Source organism: Burkholderia sp. Leaf177 (genome assembly GCF_001424345.1).
Classification (GTDB): domain Bacteria; phylum Pseudomonadota; class Gammaproteobacteria; order Burkholderiales; family Burkholderiaceae; genus Caballeronia.
Map to the genome: position 1 here is coordinate 53,886 of NZ_LMPF01000025.1, position 15,505 is coordinate 69,390.

Annotated in this window: 12 protein-coding genes; 5 read left to right on the top strand and 7 right to left on the bottom strand. The window is 59.7% G+C overall.

Annotation, left to right across the window (positions count from 1 at the left end; translation table 11 throughout):
- Positions 1–64 precede the first annotated feature (64 nt).
- On the bottom strand, positions 65–1,036 hold the full coding sequence (locus ASG35_RS26895) for a LysR family transcriptional regulator (protein WP_056364882.1): 972 nt from the start codon (positions 1,034–1,036) through the stop codon (positions 65–67).
- A gap of 199 nt (positions 1,037–1,235) precedes the next feature.
- Between ASG35_RS26895 and ASG35_RS26900 the strand changes: the two genes are divergently transcribed.
- From ASG35_RS26900 to ASG35_RS26910, 3 genes are all read left to right on the top strand, one after another.
- Positions 1,236–2,777: a CoA-acylating methylmalonate-semialdehyde dehydrogenase gene (locus ASG35_RS26900; RefSeq protein WP_056364883.1), complete on the top strand. Its 1,542-nt coding sequence runs from the start codon at positions 1,236–1,238 to the stop codon at positions 2,775–2,777.
- A gap of 35 nt (positions 2,778–2,812) precedes the next feature.
- Complete coding sequence (mmsB, locus tag ASG35_RS26905) at positions 2,813–3,703, top strand: 3-hydroxyisobutyrate dehydrogenase (protein WP_056364886.1); 891 nt, start codon at positions 2,813–2,815, stop codon at positions 3,701–3,703.
- Positions 3,704–3,970: 267 nt separating this feature from the next.
- The gene (locus ASG35_RS26910; RefSeq protein WP_056364889.1) at positions 3,971–4,318 is read left to right on the top strand and encodes a hypothetical protein; all 348 of its coding nucleotides are present in this window, start codon (positions 3,971–3,973) and stop codon (positions 4,316–4,318) included.
- A 120-nt stretch (positions 4,319–4,438) separates the two neighbouring features.
- Here the strand turns inward: ASG35_RS26910 and ASG35_RS26915 are convergent, their stop codons facing one another.
- From ASG35_RS26915 to pdxY, 4 genes are all read right to left on the bottom strand, one after another.
- Positions 4,439–5,875 carry a dihydrolipoyl dehydrogenase gene (locus ASG35_RS26915; protein ID WP_056364891.1) on the bottom strand — a complete coding sequence of 479 codons (1,437 nt, stop codon included), beginning with the start codon at positions 5,873–5,875 and terminating at the stop codon, positions 4,439–4,441.
- Between the two features lie 19 nt (positions 5,876–5,894).
- Positions 5,895–7,778: a glycoside hydrolase family 15 protein gene (locus tag ASG35_RS26920; RefSeq protein WP_268761141.1), complete on the bottom strand. Its 1,884-nt coding sequence runs from the start codon at positions 7,776–7,778 to the stop codon at positions 5,895–5,897.
- Entirely contained in the window at positions 7,771–8,583 is an 813-nt protein-coding gene (locus ASG35_RS26925; RefSeq protein WP_056364894.1) for an SDR family oxidoreductase, read from the bottom strand. The genes ASG35_RS26920 and ASG35_RS26925 overlap by 8 nt, the downstream gene beginning before the upstream one ends.
- A 130-nt stretch (positions 8,584–8,713) precedes the next feature.
- Complete coding sequence (gene pdxY / locus ASG35_RS26930) at positions 8,714–9,577, bottom strand: pyridoxal kinase PdxY (RefSeq protein WP_056364898.1); 864 nt, start codon at positions 9,575–9,577, stop codon at positions 8,714–8,716.
- A 472-nt stretch (positions 9,578–10,049) separates the two neighbouring features.
- Between pdxY and glgC the strand changes: the two genes are divergently transcribed.
- Entirely contained in the window at positions 10,050–11,348 is a 1,299-nt protein-coding gene (glgC, locus tag ASG35_RS26935) for a glucose-1-phosphate adenylyltransferase (protein ID WP_056364901.1), read from the top strand.
- A 66-nt stretch (positions 11,349–11,414) separates the two neighbouring features.
- On the top strand, positions 11,415–12,878 hold the full coding sequence (gene glgA, locus ASG35_RS26940) for a glycogen synthase GlgA (protein WP_056364903.1): 1,464 nt from the start codon (positions 11,415–11,417) through the stop codon (positions 12,876–12,878).
- On the opposite strand, the gene ASG35_RS26945 is transcribed toward glgA, so the two are convergent.
- Positions 12,875–13,534, bottom strand: coding sequence for a response regulator (locus tag ASG35_RS26945; protein WP_056364906.1), 660 nt, complete (start codon positions 13,532–13,534; stop codon positions 12,875–12,877). The two genes, glgA and ASG35_RS26945, sit on opposite strands and share 4 nt — an antisense overlap.
- The gene (locus ASG35_RS26950; RefSeq protein ID WP_056364909.1) at positions 13,531–15,471 is read right to left on the bottom strand and encodes a type IV pili methyl-accepting chemotaxis transducer N-terminal domain-containing protein; all 1,941 of its coding nucleotides are present in this window, start codon (positions 15,469–15,471) and stop codon (positions 13,531–13,533) included. Before ASG35_RS26950 ends, ASG35_RS26945 begins: the two co-directional genes overlap by 4 nt.
- Positions 15,472–15,505: the final 34 nt, after the last annotated feature.

The following is a 15,505-nucleotide window of genomic DNA, read 5'->3' on the forward strand; positions in this document are numbered from 1 at the left end:
CGATTATGCGCCAGTTATCCGAATGCGTATCTCATATATAAGGGTTGCTGAACAAATGCGAAATTCACGGCCGCGCTGTTTCGCTCCAAAGCATTTCACGGGTCTCTCCCATGAGCAGTGGATGGTTCAGTTCGGCCACTGTGCGCAGGAAGTCCCACACCGCCGTGATGCGTTTCAGTTTGCGCAAATCTTCGCGGCAGGAGAGATAAAACGCACGCGTGACGACGATCTCATCGGCGAGTACGGCTTCGAGGCGCGTGTCCTGGGCCGCCATGAAACACGGCAGGATGGCGAGCGCGCGCCCTTGCAACGCGGCGTGATATTGCGCGATCACGCTCGTGCTTCGCCAGTTGGAAACAGCGCCCGGAATGGCGCGATCGAGATAGAGAAGTTCGTAGCTGAAAGCGAGGTCATCGATATAGCTCGCGAAACGATGCGTCCTCAAATCTTCGACTCGATGCACGGGTTCATGTTGTTCGAGATATTCGCGCGTGGCGTAGAGACGCAAGCGATAGTCGCAGAGTTTGGTGTAGACGGTCTGGCCGTGTTCGGGGCGCTCGAGGGTCACCGCAATATCGGCTTCGCGCTTGGACAAGCTCACGAAGTGCGGCACCGGCAACAGGTCGATGGAGATCTGCCTGTGCATGTCCTGAAAGCGCGCGAGTTGCGGCGCGAGGAAAAAACAGCCGAAGCCTTCGGTGCATCCCACGCGCACGTGCCCGGACAGCGCATGCCCCGAATTCGCGATGTGTTCGGTCGCGGACTGGACGGTGGTTTCCATGGCATCGACATAGGCGAGCAGGCGCTGGCCTTCGGCGGTGAGGATGAAACCGCCGCTGCGGGATTTATCGAAGAGAAGGGTGCCTAGCGCATCTTCGAGCGCACGCACGCGGCGCGCAACGGTCGTGTAATCCACGCCTAGACGCTTGGCCGCGCCGCTCGCACGCTGCGTCCGCGCGACTTCGAGGAAATAGCGCAAGTCGTCCCAGTTGAGGTTGTGCAGATTGCTGGCACTCGGCGGCGCGCTTTTTTGCATGTCGGATGGGTATTTCTATCGATACTTCGTAGAGATTTGCATAACTATACTGAAGGCTATCGGTTCGCGGATTCTTTCCTCGAACCGGCTAAATTCAAATAAACGGAGACGATGTTTCGCTTGGGCGATCTGCACGGGTTTACCCCCTGCAACGGTCCGCGTCTCCGCTTCCACGTCCGTTCCTCAAGGAGACTCCTACATGAATACCGCTGCTGACCGCCCGGCGCTCGCCGAACACACCGCATCCACACGCACGGCCAAGTTGTTGATCGACGGCAAGTTCGTGGAATCGAACACGAAGGAGTGGCGCGACATCGTCAATCCGGCGACGCAGGAAGTCGTCGGGCGCGTGCCGTTCGCGACAAACGACGAAGTCGATGCCGCCGTGGCATCGGCGGCCAATGCGTTCAAGACGTGGCGGCTGACATCGCTCGGCGTGCGCATGCGGGTGATGCTGAAGTTCCAGGACCTCGTGCGCCAGAACATGAAACGCATCGCGCAGACGCTGACGGCCGAGCAAGGCAAAACACTGGCCGATGCCGAGGGCGATATCTTTCGCGGCCTTGAAGTGGTCGAGCATGCCTGCTCCATCGGCACGTTGCAGCAAGGGGAATTTTCGGAGAACGTGGCAGGCGGCGTGGACACGTACACGTTGCGTCAGCCCATAGGCGTATGCGCCGGCATCACGCCGTTCAATTTCCCCGCCATGATCCCGCTCTGGATGTTCCCCATGGCGATCGTCTGCGGCAATACCTTCGTGCTGAAGCCTTCGGAACAAGATCCGCTTTCGACCATGGAACTCGTGGAACTCGCGCTCGAAGCCGGCGTTCCGGCGGGCGTGCTGAACGTGGTTCACGGCGGCAAGGATGTGGTCGATGCCATCTGCACGCATCCCGACATCAAGGCGATATCGTTCGTTGGATCAACGCATGTTGGCACGCACGTGTACAACCTCGGCAGCCAGCACGGCAAGCGCGTGCAGGCCATGATGGGCGCGAAGAATCATGCGGTCGTGCTGCCCGATGCAAACAAGGAGCAAACGCTCAACGCACTCGCCGGTGCGGGTTTTGGCGCGGCGGGACAGCGTTGCATGGCGACGTCGGTGGTGGTGTTTGTCGGGGCATCGAAGGACTGGTTGCCGGACCTGGTCGAGCGCGCGCGAGGCCTGTCCATCAACGGCGGCACGGAAGCGAATACGGACGTCGGGCCCGTGGTTTCGCGCGCGGCGAAGGAGCGCATTCTCGGCTTGATCGAGACAGGCGTGGGCGAGGGCGCAACCTTGTCGCTGGATGGACGCGGCGTGGAGGTGAAGGGCTATGAAAAGGGCAACTTTATCGGCCCGACGGTTTTCTCCGATGTCACGACCGACATGACTATCTACAAGCAGGAAATCTTCGGCCCGGTAATTTGCGTGCTGGAAGCAGCCACGCTCGACGACGCCATTGCGCTCGTCAACCGCAATCCGATGGGCAACGGCGTCGGCCTCTTCACGCAGAGCGGCGCGGCGGCGCGCAAGTTCCAGAGCGAGATCGACGTGGGTCAGGTCGGCATCAACATCCCAATTCCAGTTCCGGTCCCGTACTTCAGCTTCACGGGTTCGCGCGGATCGAAGCTTGGCGATCTCGGCCCCTATGGCAAGCAAGTCGTGCAGTTCTATACGCAAACAAAAACGGTTACGTCGCGCTGGTTCGACGACGCCACCGTCAATGACGGCGTGAACACGACTATTTCGCTTCGCTAAGCATTGCCCGCAGAACAATAATCAGGAGACTTGCTATGAATATCGGTTTTATCGGGCTCGGCAACATGGGTGGTCCCATGGCCGCCAATTTGCTGAAAGCGGGGCATTCGCTGACGGTGTTCGATTTATCGGAGACTACTTTGCAGGCAGCGGTCGGCGCCGGCGCGCGGACCGCCGTATCGCCGCTTGAAGCGGCTCGCGACGCCGAGGTGGTGATCACCATGCTGCCGGCCGCCGCGCACGTCAGGGCAGTGTATTTGAACAAGGACGGCGTGCTTGCCGGCGTGCGTCCAGGCGTGCCGCTGGTGGACAGCAGCACCATCGATCCAGCAACTGCCCGCCAGATCGGAGAGAGCGCGACAGCCCAAGGCAATCCGTTCGCCGATGCCCCCGTGTCCGGCGGTACGGTCGGCGCACAAGCCGGCACGCTCACGTTCATGGTCGGCGCAAATGCCGGGTTGTTCGAAACGCTCAAGCCGGTACTCGCGGGCATGGGCAAGAACATGGTGCAGTGCGGTGAAACGGGCACCGGACAAATCGCGAAAATCTGCAATAACCTGCTGCTCGGTATTTCGATGATCGGCGTGGCCGAAGCCATGCAACTCGGGGCATCGCTTGGAATCGATCCGAACAAGCTCGCCAGCATCATCAATACATCGACCGGACGTTGCTGGAGCGTCGATACGTGTAATCCCTACCCCAACGTGCTGCCGAACGCGCCGTCGTCACGCGGGTATACCGGGGGGTTCGGCGCGGATCTGATGCTCAAGGATTTGGGACTCGCGGTTGATGCAGCGCGTCAGGTGAAACAACCAGTGCTGCTCGGCGCGCTCGCTCAACAGCTTTATCAATCGATGAGCATGCAGGGCTTGGGCGGGCTCGACTTCTCCGCGATCATCAAGTTGTACAGTAACGAGGATGCCTGAATAAAATGCAGCAGTGAAAACACGTCTGTAGGTGCTTTATTAAGCTGCGTTGCAACATGTCGAACGCCTGCGCCATATGAGGCAAGGACATGGGGAATACGATGATTCGCTTCTTCTGAATTTGGCCTATTCTCAAAGCACGACGTTCATGTCTCCGTCTTAATTAGTAAGTAGATGACGAAGTCAGCGAAGCCGCTTTGGAATACTCATTAGGTTTAACCTAGCCGGCAACAACGCCGGCGGCAAGCCAGGATCAAGGAGAGCCAGATGCAAACAACTCGTCATTTCCACGTGGAATTGCGTCATGCAACAATGCCGACCTACGTGTTCAGTTATCTGTTCCCGTTGGTATTAGCGGTATATGAGCTTTGGCGTGTAGGTTCGTGGGTCGCGGTTCATGGTCTCAACTTCACGGACTTCAGCGCGATGAGTTACGAATTCGCGCTCATGCTGGCGGTTTTCTTGATGCAGGTCGTGGTCGAGATTGCGTTCATGGCAGCGGCCATGCTAACGAAACATCATGACGTCGCGCATCGTGCGGGGAATCTGCTACTCGGAATTTTCTGTTCGATGGTCGTGCTTGGTTTCGACCTCGCACTGCAATATGCAATGTAAGCAGTTTTTTTAAACGGCCAATCCGTTCCAGTTCTCGCAGCAATCAAAAGCCCGTTTGAACATGAAGTTCAAGCGGGCTTTTTTTCGTGCTGTGAGCGTGTGCAGATTTTAAGTAAAGCTTCAACAACCCACAGCGCTTGCCAGTTCCGGCGCTTTCTCCGCGCGTTCTTCGAAGCACTTCTTGTTCGCTTCCTTCAACGCCGTGCGCAGACCTTCCTCGACAACCGGATGGTAGTACGGCATCTTCAGCATTTCTTCGACGGTCAGATCCAGTTGCAACGCCCACGCAAGCAGATGTCCCAGATGTTCGATCGACGGCCCGCAACCTTGTGCGCCGAGCAGCTTGCCGGTCTTCGCGTGCGCATAGACATGCAGCAATCCGCGGTTTTGCCTCAGCACGCGGCTGCGACCCTGCGTTTCGAAAGAGACGCTGCCGGTTACCGTCATTTGTTTATCGAGGTCGTCATAAGACGCGCCCACAATCGCCACTTGCGGTTCACAAAAGACTAGCGAAAAAGGCACCTTGCGCTTGACGCTCTGCACCTTGGGAAAGTTGGCGGCGTTGTCGCCTGCCAGCTTGCCTTCGTCGGCGGCGTCCGAGAGAAAAGGGCGCGTATCGTCGCAATCGCCTGCGATAAAAATACTGCTGTCGCCGCATTGCATCGATTGTTCGTTGAAGACGGGAACGCCCTTTTTGTCGAGCTCGATACCGGTGGTTTCCAGATGCAGACTGCTCAGCGCTGGTTTCCTGCCGGTGGCGACGAGCACGAGATCGAAACGCTCGGTACGATCGGTGCCATCGAGCGATTTGAATCGCAGGGTTGGTTGGCCATCCTGCATTGTTTTTTCGTGGATGGTTGCATCCGGATCGAGGTAGAACTCCTCTTGCAATGCCTTGATCAAGGTATCGCGAACCGGCGTATCGGTGATTGCGCCCACCTGGTTTTTCTGGCTGAACATGAAAACGTCCACGCCAAGCCGCGATAATGCTTGGCCTATTTCCAGCGCGATTGGCCCCGCGCCGAAGACCGCGCAACGCTTGGGCAACGCCTTCAGATCGAAGACATCGTCGCTTGTGACGAGTTTGTCGCCAAAGATCTTGAAGTCGTCGGGAATGACCGATGCCGAGCCTGTCGCGATTACCACGCTTGCGGCGTCGATGCGCGTTGCGTCATCCACGATCAACACGTTGCGCGACTCGAAACGCGCGCGTCCGCGAATCACGGTTTCTGGCGGGAACGAACCGATTTCTTCCAGCACGCCCTTGACGAAATGATCGCGTTCACTACGCACATAAGCGAGCACGTGCTCGCTGTTGGCTTCGAGATCATGCGTGCCTTCTATGCCTCGCGCTGCTTGATCCTTTGCATCGTGCAAGCCGTTTGCGGCGGCCAGCAAAAGCTTTGAAGGCATGCAGCCCACGCGCGCGCACGTCGTCCCGAACTCAGCCGCTTCTATGATCACCGCTTCCTTGCCCGCGCTGCGTGCCGCACGATACGCGGCCATTCCAGCCGTTCCTGCGCCGATGACGGCGACGTCCACCTTGATCTGCTTCATCAGTACCCTTTAAGTGTTTCTACGACCATTCCGGATGTTCGCCACCGAGACTTCGGTCAAGCTGGAATGCCGCGCTTATCAAAGCCAGATGCGTGAGCGCCTGGGGAAAGTTTCCGAGCGCTTCTCCACTGATGGCGACTTCTTCCGAATAAAGCCCGACGTGGTTTGCGTAGGCAAGCATTTTCTCAAAGACCAGCCGGCCTTCATCCACGCGGCCCGCGCGCGCGAGCGCTTCGGCGTACCAGAACGAACACGCGCTAAAACCGCCTTCCTCGCCGGGAAGTCCATCGAGCGAATCGCCGCGCGTGTATCGAAAGATCAAGGGGTCGACACCTAGCTCGTTGCCGATCGCATCCAGCGTGGTCAGCCAGCGCGGATCCTTCGGTCCTATGAAACGCACGAGTGGCATCATCAGCGTGGATGCATCGAGCGTATTTGAGTCGGGCGTCTGCACGAAACTCTTGATTTCGTCGTTCCAGAAATTCGTGTAGATATCCTGATGGATTGCGTCTCGTACTGCGTTCCAGTCCTGGAAAGGTGCCGGTAGCGAACGCTTTTGCGCGAGGCGGATCGCCCGGTCGAGTGCAACCCAGCACATGAGCCTGGAATGCAGCAGCGGCCGTTCGCCGTTGCGGAATTCCCAGATTCCCTGGTCTGCGTTCTGCCAATTCTTCACCACGAAGTTGACAGTGCGTGTGACGTGCTGCCAGCCATCGTAGGAAATGGCCTCGCCGTATTTGTTGTAGAGATACATTGCGTCGAGCAACGCACCGTACACATCGAGCTGGGTCTGATCGCGCGCGCCGTTGCCGATCAACGGCGGTTCGGTGCCGCTGCCGTGGAGCGTATCGACTGCTTCCTCGTCGGGCGGTTCTTCGCCGTCGACGGCGTACATCACTTTGAACGAGCCATCGGAATCGCATTGCTGGTTGCGCGCGGCAATCCAGTTCTTGAAGTCGCGCGCCTCGCCTATGTAGCCAAGGCGCAGCAGGGCGTAGACAGAGAACGCGGCGTCCCGTATCCACGTGTAGCGGTAATCCCAGCGGCGGCCGCCATCGGGCGTTTCAGGCAGGCCGAAGGTGGGCGCGGCGACGATTGCGCCGGTTTCGCGCGAGCTCAGCAACTTGAGCAGCAACGCGGAGCGCATCACCACTTCACGATACCGCCCGTGATACGTCGATTTCGCCGACCACGCACGCCAGTAATCGATGGTGTCCGAGAGCGCCTCTTTGCACCGCAGTTCGGTGCAAGCCAGCTCTGATTCTGCGCCGAACATGAAGCACGCCGTCTCGCCTTCCTTGAGATCGAATTGCGCGAAGGCATCGTTTTTATCGATATCCAGCTTGACCGTGGACGCGAGCAGCAGCGATTCGTTCTTGCTCTTCCCCGAAGCCACGAAACGGACGCTGTTTTCATCGGCTTGCGTGGCTTCGTGGCTGCTACGGGCGTAGTCGAAGCGCGGCGCGCACTGCACGCGCACGGACATGTCGCCGTATTTCGCGCGCACCACGCGGACGATGCAGTTGAAATCGCCTTTCACTTCTTCATCGTCTTTTGAAACCGGCATGAAGTCGACCAGCTCACACACTGCCTCGCCGGACATGAAGCGCGTCAGCAGCACATTGGTCTCGGGCAGATACATCTGCTTGGTTCGCGCGATCTCGAAAGCCGGTGCAATGCTGAAGGTGCCGCCGCGTTTTTCATCGAGAAGCGCGCCGAAGATGGTCGGCGAATCGACGCGCGGAAAACACATAAAGTCGATCGCACCTTGCGTCGATACAAGCGCCGTCGTGCGCATATTGCCGATCACACCGTGCGCATCGATAGGAATGCCGTGCGGCGTGGGCGGGTTGGTCTTCACCGGGTTGTCGTCGTGTGGATCTTGCGCGCGAGGATCAGCCATTGTCGGCGAATCCGGGATACAAGGTCATGCCGCCATCCACGAAAAGCGTGGTGCCGGTCACGTAGTCGCTCTCGTCCGAAGCGAGCCAGACCACCGCGTTGCCAATGTCCTCAGCCTCGCCAATGCGGCCGTAGGGCACGAGTTCAAGCAGCTTATTCAGCGCCTCGGGGTTGTCCCAGGCAGACTTGTTGATCGGCGTTTTTATCGCGCCGGGGGCGATGGAATTTACGCGGATCTTGTGTGGCGCGACCTCTTGCGCAAGCGATTTCATCATCATCTGGATGCCGCCTTTCGACGTCGCGTAGTTCACGTGTCCGGCCCATGGAATGACTTCGTGAACCGAGCTCATGCAGATGATCTTGCCCAGCGCCTTCGATACCGGGCGCGGCCCCCGCCGGAGAAATTCGCGAACGGCGCGTTGCGCGGTCATGAACTGACCGGTGAGGTTGACGTTCATGACCGCGTTCCAGTCGGCGAGCGTCATGTCGATGAAGCGGGCGTCTTTCTGCAGGCCCGAGTTGGCGACCACGATATCGACCGTGCCGAAGCGCTGGATGAGCGCGTCGAACATGGAATCGATATCGCCTTCGTCCGAGACGTCGGCCTTGATCGCAAAGGCCTGGCCGCCGTCCCGTTCGATCTGGTTGGCGAGGCTTTCGGCTTCTTCGCCGTGGGAGTGGTAGTTGATGGCGACGCTCGCGCCGGCCTTGGCGAGCGCAAGCACGACGCCGTAGCCAATACCGGAACTTCCGCCGGTGACGAGCGCGACCTGACCTTCGAGTTTCTGACTGGATATCTGAGCCATGGCGTTCCCTGGTTCGATGCGAAACGAGCTCAAGCGCCAGCTCGCGATGCACCTGTTTGGGGCCGGTCCGAGCCGGCGACGTCATGGGTTGCAGCAAGTGCCGGTCCCGCCCGTGGACTGGCGTGGCGCCTTATTCCGCGTGCACGGCGAGCGCGGGAAACAACTCGGTCGGATGCGCGATTTCGTCCTGTGCCGCGACGATTTCCAGTTCGTATCGACCGGCTTCATAAGTGGTTTTTACGACCGCATTGACGGCGGCCAACGTATGTTCGAAAGCTTCGCGAACCGAATCGCCGAGCAACGTGCGCGCGAGGAAGACCGCGCTCGTCAGGTCGCCCACGCCGACCGGCTGACGTGCAAACGGATACAGCGGGCGCTGTGCAAACCACGCCTGCGTCTCCGTCACGGCGAGCATGTTGAAGGTGTCGGCGCGGCTGTTTCTGTCGATCAAATGCTTGACCAGGACGACCTTCGGCCCGCGCGCGATGATCTCGCGGCACGCATCGACGGCTTCTTCCACGGTTTCGATGGTCCGGCCGGTGAGCTTCTGCAACTCGATGTGATTCGGCGTCATGGCGTCGGAGATCTCGGGCATGTTCGTGACCAGATACTCCTGAATTCCCGGCTCCACGATGCAACCCGTCGCCGCGCCCATGACGGGATCGCAGAAATAAAGCGCTTTCGGATTCACGGCCTTCACCATCTTGACGATCTCGACCACCGCCGCGGCCTGGTCGGGTGCTCCGAGATAGCCGGAAAGCACGGCGTTGCAGCGCGGCAGTACGCCGATAGCCCCAACGCCTTCGATCACGCGCGTGAGCTCGCCGGCATCGACCACGCTGCCGGTCCAGCGACCATATTGCGTGTGGTTCGAGAACTGCACCGTGTTGAGCGGCCAGACGTTCACGCCCATGCGGCGCATTGGGAATACCGCCGCGCTGTTTCCGGCATGGCCGAAGACAACGTGCGACTGGATGCTGAGGACGTTATTCATGATGTGTTTTTTCGTCAGTGGCCGGAATGGCAATCGGGCGGTTTATAGCATTTATGGTCGCGCACATTATTGTGCCGTGGCGCATGGCGTCATGACGCGGGCTCGACCATATTTTGCATTTGCACGACACATCGCCATGAACATGTGCGCTTATTGATCCGTTTGGCACGGAGATTGCTCAAATCGCCGAACTCGATGAACACCAAAGTTTTCTTGCATGTTTCGCCTGTGCGGCCGGACGCTTCCGCCGTCGGCTAGATCTTTAGTGGCCGGATATGGAAAAGCAGGTGCGAACTGTTCACCTTTGCAGCAGAATCGTTCTCACGCGCATTGTTTCAAATCCATCCAATTCCTCTGGAGAAAATCGCACTCGTTGCTTTAAATCAACCCGGAACGCGCCGGCGACGCGCATGGTTGGTGGCTGAAAACTATTTAGAAACAGGCCGCAGAGGCCGCAAAAAAGGAGGTCAGTATGGAGACGCTGAACAAGGAAAGACTGTCGCAAAGTCATACGGATCTGCAAAAGAACACGCTGGCTATTGTCCTTGCAGGCGGCCGGGGCACGCGCCTCGGAGCGCTGACCAACAAACGCGTCAAGCCAGCGGTGCATTTCGGCGGCAAGTACAGGATCGTCGACTTTGCGTTGTCGAACTGCCTGAATTCGGGCATCCGGCGAATTGCCGTGGTCACGCAATACAAGGCGCATTCGCTCCTGCGCCATTTGCAGCGCGGGTGGGGTTTCCTGCGCGGCGAGTTCAACGAGTTCATCGATATCTGGCCCGCGCAACAACGCGTGGACGCAAGCTGGTATCGCGGTACGGCGGACGCCGTGTTCCAGAACCTCGACATAATCCGTTCCATTGGCCCGGAGTACATCGTCGTGCTAGCGGGCGATCATATCTACAAGCAGGACTACACGCGCATGGTGCTCGACCATGTGGAAAGCGGCGCGGATTGCACAGTGGGTTGCATTGAAGTGCCGCGCATGGAAGCCACCGCGTTCGGCGTCATGCATGTGGATGAGCAACGGCGCATCACGGCGTTTCTCGAAAAACCCGAAGATCCGCCGTCGATGCCAGGCAAGCCCGACATCGCGCTGGCGAGCATGGGCATCTACGTGTTCAGCGCGAAGTACCTGTACCAGTTGCTCGAAGAAAACATCCTGACGTCGCAAACGGACCACGATTTTGGCAAGGACATCCTGCCTCGTGTGGTCACCAGCGGCCGTGCGATCGCGCATCCGTTCGGGATGTCATGCGTGACGTCGGAAACGGATCCGAACGCACCGCCGTACTGGCGCGACGTGGGAACCGTCGATGCTTATTGGGCGGCCAACCTTGATCTGGCATCCACGATTCCCGCACTCGATCTCTACGATCGCCGCTGGCCGATCTGGACCAACCAGGAACAGTTGCCGCCAGGCAAGTTCGTGCGCGACCTGCACGGGCAGCAGGGCGCGATCAACAACCTGCTGGTCTGCGGCGGTTGCGTGATCGCGGGGTCGCAAGTGGCGCGGTCGGTGTTTTCATCGGCGGTGCGGGTCAACTCGTTTTGTCATATCAACGAAGCGGTGTTGTTGCCGCAAGTGACGGTCGGGTCGAGTTGCCGTCTCAAGAAAGTGGTGATCGACCGGGGTTGCACGTTGCCGGAAGGGCTCGTGATTGGCGAAGATCCGCAATACGACGCTGAACGGTTCTACAGGACGGAAAGCGGTGTGGTGCTGGTGACGCAAGAGGCGTTGACACGTCTCGGACAAGCAAAGCAGTCATAGTTCGCTAAACTGCGTCCAGATCTGCGCCGATGATTCCTGTCGGCGCCACCAGCCAATGGGGAACCGATGACCGTATGCGTGCTGCATGTTGCAGCGGAGATGTATCCGCTTTTGAAAACCGGCGGCCTGGCCGATGTCGTGGGCGCCCTGCCGCCGGCCCAGATGCAAGTGGGCACGGATGCCCGGGTGATCCTGCCGGCGTTTCCGTCCGTGGTGGCGGGTTTGACGCAGATCGAGCACGTGGCGGATCTCGGGCCGGCGTTTGGAATCGGCAATGTCAGGCTCGAACGCGGCGTGCTCGCGCCACATGCAATCGTGGTGTACATCGTGCGCGCCGATGCCTTCTACAACCGGCCGGGCAATCCCTACCTGGATTCATCGCACACGCAATACGCCGATAGCGACCGGCGCTTCGCGTTGCTCGGATGGGCGGCGGCGCGCATGGCCCATGGCGCCGATCCCGCGTGGCAACCGAACGTGCTTCACGCGCATGACTGGCATGCGGGTCTCGCGCCGGCTTATTTGCGGGCGTGGGAGCGGACTTCGGGCAGGCCGCGAATACCATCCGTGATTACGGTTCACAACCTTGCCTATCAAGGCGTTTTCCCGGCGGCCGGATTTGGTGTGCTGCAATTGCCGGCGGATTTTTTTTCTGTCGATGGAATCGAGTTCTACGGCCATCTTTCTTTTCTGAAGGCCGGCCTTTTCTACGCCGATCGCATCACGACCGTGAGTCCGACTTATTCCCGCGAGATTCAGACGCGGGTCCAGGGCGCGGGCCTCGACGGTCTGTTGCGCACCCGTACGCACGACATCAGCGGCATTCTCAACGGTGTCGATAAATCGGTCTGGAATCCGTCGACCGATACCGCCATCAATACGCAATATTCGATCGACAAGTTTTCGGGCAAAGAGAAATGCAAGGCCGCATTGCAGGAGCGCATGGGGCTGGCGCGCGATCCGGAAGCGCTTCTGTTCGGCGTGGTGAGCCGTTTGACGGAGCAGAAGGGCATCGATCTGTTGCTTTCCGTGATTCCCGATATTGTCCAGCGCGGCGGTCAGCTCGTCGTGCTTGGCACCGGCGATCCGGCGCTCGAAAATGGTCTCAAGAACGCGGCGGCGGCCAATCCGCAAGCCGTCGCGGTGGAACTGGGATTCGACGAAACGCTGTCTCATTCGATCATCGCGGGCAGCGATATTGTGATGGTCCCCTCGCGCTTCGAACCGTGCGGCCTGACGCAGCTTTACGCGCTGGCTTATGGATCGTTGCCGCTGGTGCACTGCGTGGGCGGTTTAGCGGACACGGTGGTGGACACATCGCTGGAAAATCTCGCCGACGAAATCGCCACGGGTTTTGTCTTCGAGAAGTTCGACCGGCCGTCGATTGTCGCGGCTATCCGGCGCGCGTTTGCGTTGAAAGCACGCCGCCCGGATTGGAAGGCGGTCGTTCATCGCGCGATGGAGCAGGACTTTGGCTGGGAAGCGTCGGCGCTGCGCTATGCCGATGTATATCGCGACCTGACGTCTTAGGTATCCGTATCGCGTGCGAGCGCGTGAATCGCGATCTGCACGCGACTGGTCAGATTGAGCTTGCGCAGCACGTTGCGCACGTGAATCTTGACCGTGCTTTCGGCCAGATCGAGTTCGCGCGCAATGTCCTTGTTGCTTGCGCCGCGCGCCACGATCCGCACGATGTCCCGTTCGCGCGGCGTCAGGGCCGACGATTCGCGGGTATCGCGTGCGGGAAGTTCCTCGGCTTTTAGCGGTGCTCGCATCTTCGCGATCAAGCGTTGCGTCATGCTCTCCGCGATCACCGATTCGCCATTGGCGGCGCGGCGGATCATGGTGGCGAGGGCATCAGCGTCCATGTTCTTGAGCAGATATCCGCACGCGCCTTCGTGCAGCGCGGACGTGAGTTCGTCCACGTCTTCGGATACCGTCAGCATGATGACCGCGGTATCGGGCAGGTCCTGCTGCAACAACTGCAGCGTCTCGATGCCTGACAAACCCGGCATGTTCAGATCGAGCAGCACCACGTCCGGCCTGTGCTGCTTTGCGCGCTTGATTCCCTCGATACCATCGGCGGCATCGCCCACGACCTCGAAATCCGGCTGGCGCTGCAGCAATGCATGCACGCCCGAGCGAAACAGCGTGTGGTCGTCGATCAAAAGAATGCGAATAGTCATGCTGTCTGCCTTCTGCTCGCAGGCAGAAAAAGATTCACTTGCGCGCCGCCGCCCGGCCGGCTTTCAAGTCTGAGTTGTGCGCCAAGACGCGCTGCGCGCTCGCGCATGATGTGAAAGCCGACATGCGCTTCGCCGCGGCTGGCGATATCGGCGGGATCGTAACCGTCTCCGTCGTCCTGCACACTCAGATGAAAGTCCCGGGCATTCCTGATCACAACGCGCACATTCGACGCCGACGCATGCTTGCGGATGTTCGACAACGCCTCCTGCAAGATGAACAGCACCTGCAACTGCTGATCGGAGGGCAAAGGCAAGCCGCTCGCCTCTTCGTATTCGAGTTGCAACGGCGTGCCCGATTGCCGCTCGAATCGCGCAACCGTTTCCTCGATGGCGTCGCGAAGACTTCCAGCGCCGAATTTCGTACGGAAATTCACCAGCAACTCGCGTACGTCTTCGTAGCTTTCCTCCAGCCCGCCGCGCAGCAGCGGCACGATCTCGCGGACTTCGGCCATGTCGTCGCGGTTCGCGGCGGCATCGAGCAGATGCAGTTGCATCTTCAGGAAATTGAGGCTTTGCGCGATGCTGTCGTGCAAGCCCTGCGCGACCAGATGACGCTCCTGCGCGACCGCAAGCTGGCGCGCCGCCGCAGCCAGCCGATGATTCTGCAGCGCCGTCCCGAGATGCCGTCCGAGCGTATCCAGCAAGCGTGTATCGGAAGGCTGGATCTCGCGTTCATGGCGAAAATGCAGCGAGAAGGAGCCAAGGGCAATTTCGTGCGAGACAATACCGAACGCCGCAACCGCTGAAAAACCGGCGTTTCCGCAATCGGAACCACTTTGCGGCGCACTGAACGAAGGCCGTCCCGCGCGCAGATCCTTGATCACCGCAATGCCGCTGGTCGCCACCGCGCCGCATACGCAATCGCGCGCGGGCATGCATCGCTCGACGTGAGTCATGTGTTCCGGCAATCCCTGGGACACGACCATGTGAAGGTTGTCGTCGTTCTGGGCGAGGATGCGTACGGAGCCCGCGTCTGCATTGAATTGACGGATCACGCGCGTCAGAAAACCGCGGCACAGCACTTCCACGTCGTGCGCGCCGTGCAGGAACGCGGTCATTTCATAAAGCGCGAGCAGTTCGCTATTGCGTGCCGAAAGTTGCGCGGTCTTGTGCGTGACACGCAGCGCAAGATCCCGGTAAAGGCTTTGAAGCTCGCCCGCCATTCGATTGAAACCTTGCGCCAGCCGGCCGAATTCATCGCGCGATTCGACCTGCAAGCGCGCGGTGAATTCGCGTTGTTCGATACGCGATAACCCCCGTTCAAGCCGTCGCACAGGCAATACGAACCACGCGTAAAGCAGATACACGATCGCGATGGTGCCAAGGCAGGCGAGCGCCGCGAGCGCGAGTTGCGAGCGCCTCAACCACGCGGTCTTGCGCGCATTTTCCTGCTCGATGAGGCGCACGAGCGCATCGGCTTGAGCCACGAAGGCGGGCAGGCGGTCGAGATACAGGTACGGAGCGGAAGCGTTTTGCTCGACAGCCGGTTTGAGCACGTTGTGCCAGATCGCGGAGACAGTGTTGAACTGCTCGCGTATGGCGGTGGTTTCGGGAAGAAAAAGTGGCCGGACGGGATCGCCTTGTGCGAGCCGTGCGAGTGTCTGATCGAGCAGGGCGCTCTGCGACGCTACGTTCGCGGGACGAGCGGCGCGAGCTTCAGAAAGCTGGATCGCGATATTGCCCGCGCGCATGCGCAGGCTTCCGGCGTCGTTGATCGCGGCGCCGGCGCCCTCGAGTTGCCAGGAGAGCCACAGCGTCCCGACGATCATTGATAAAAACAACGTCAGCGCCACGCCCGACAACATGACGATGCGAGTGGACAGCCGGTAGCGCAGCGGCGTGACGAGTGAAGTCGCTTGAGGCAGATGGTCGGACATTGAACTGCGGGAAGGCGCCGGAAAAAAGCAAAGG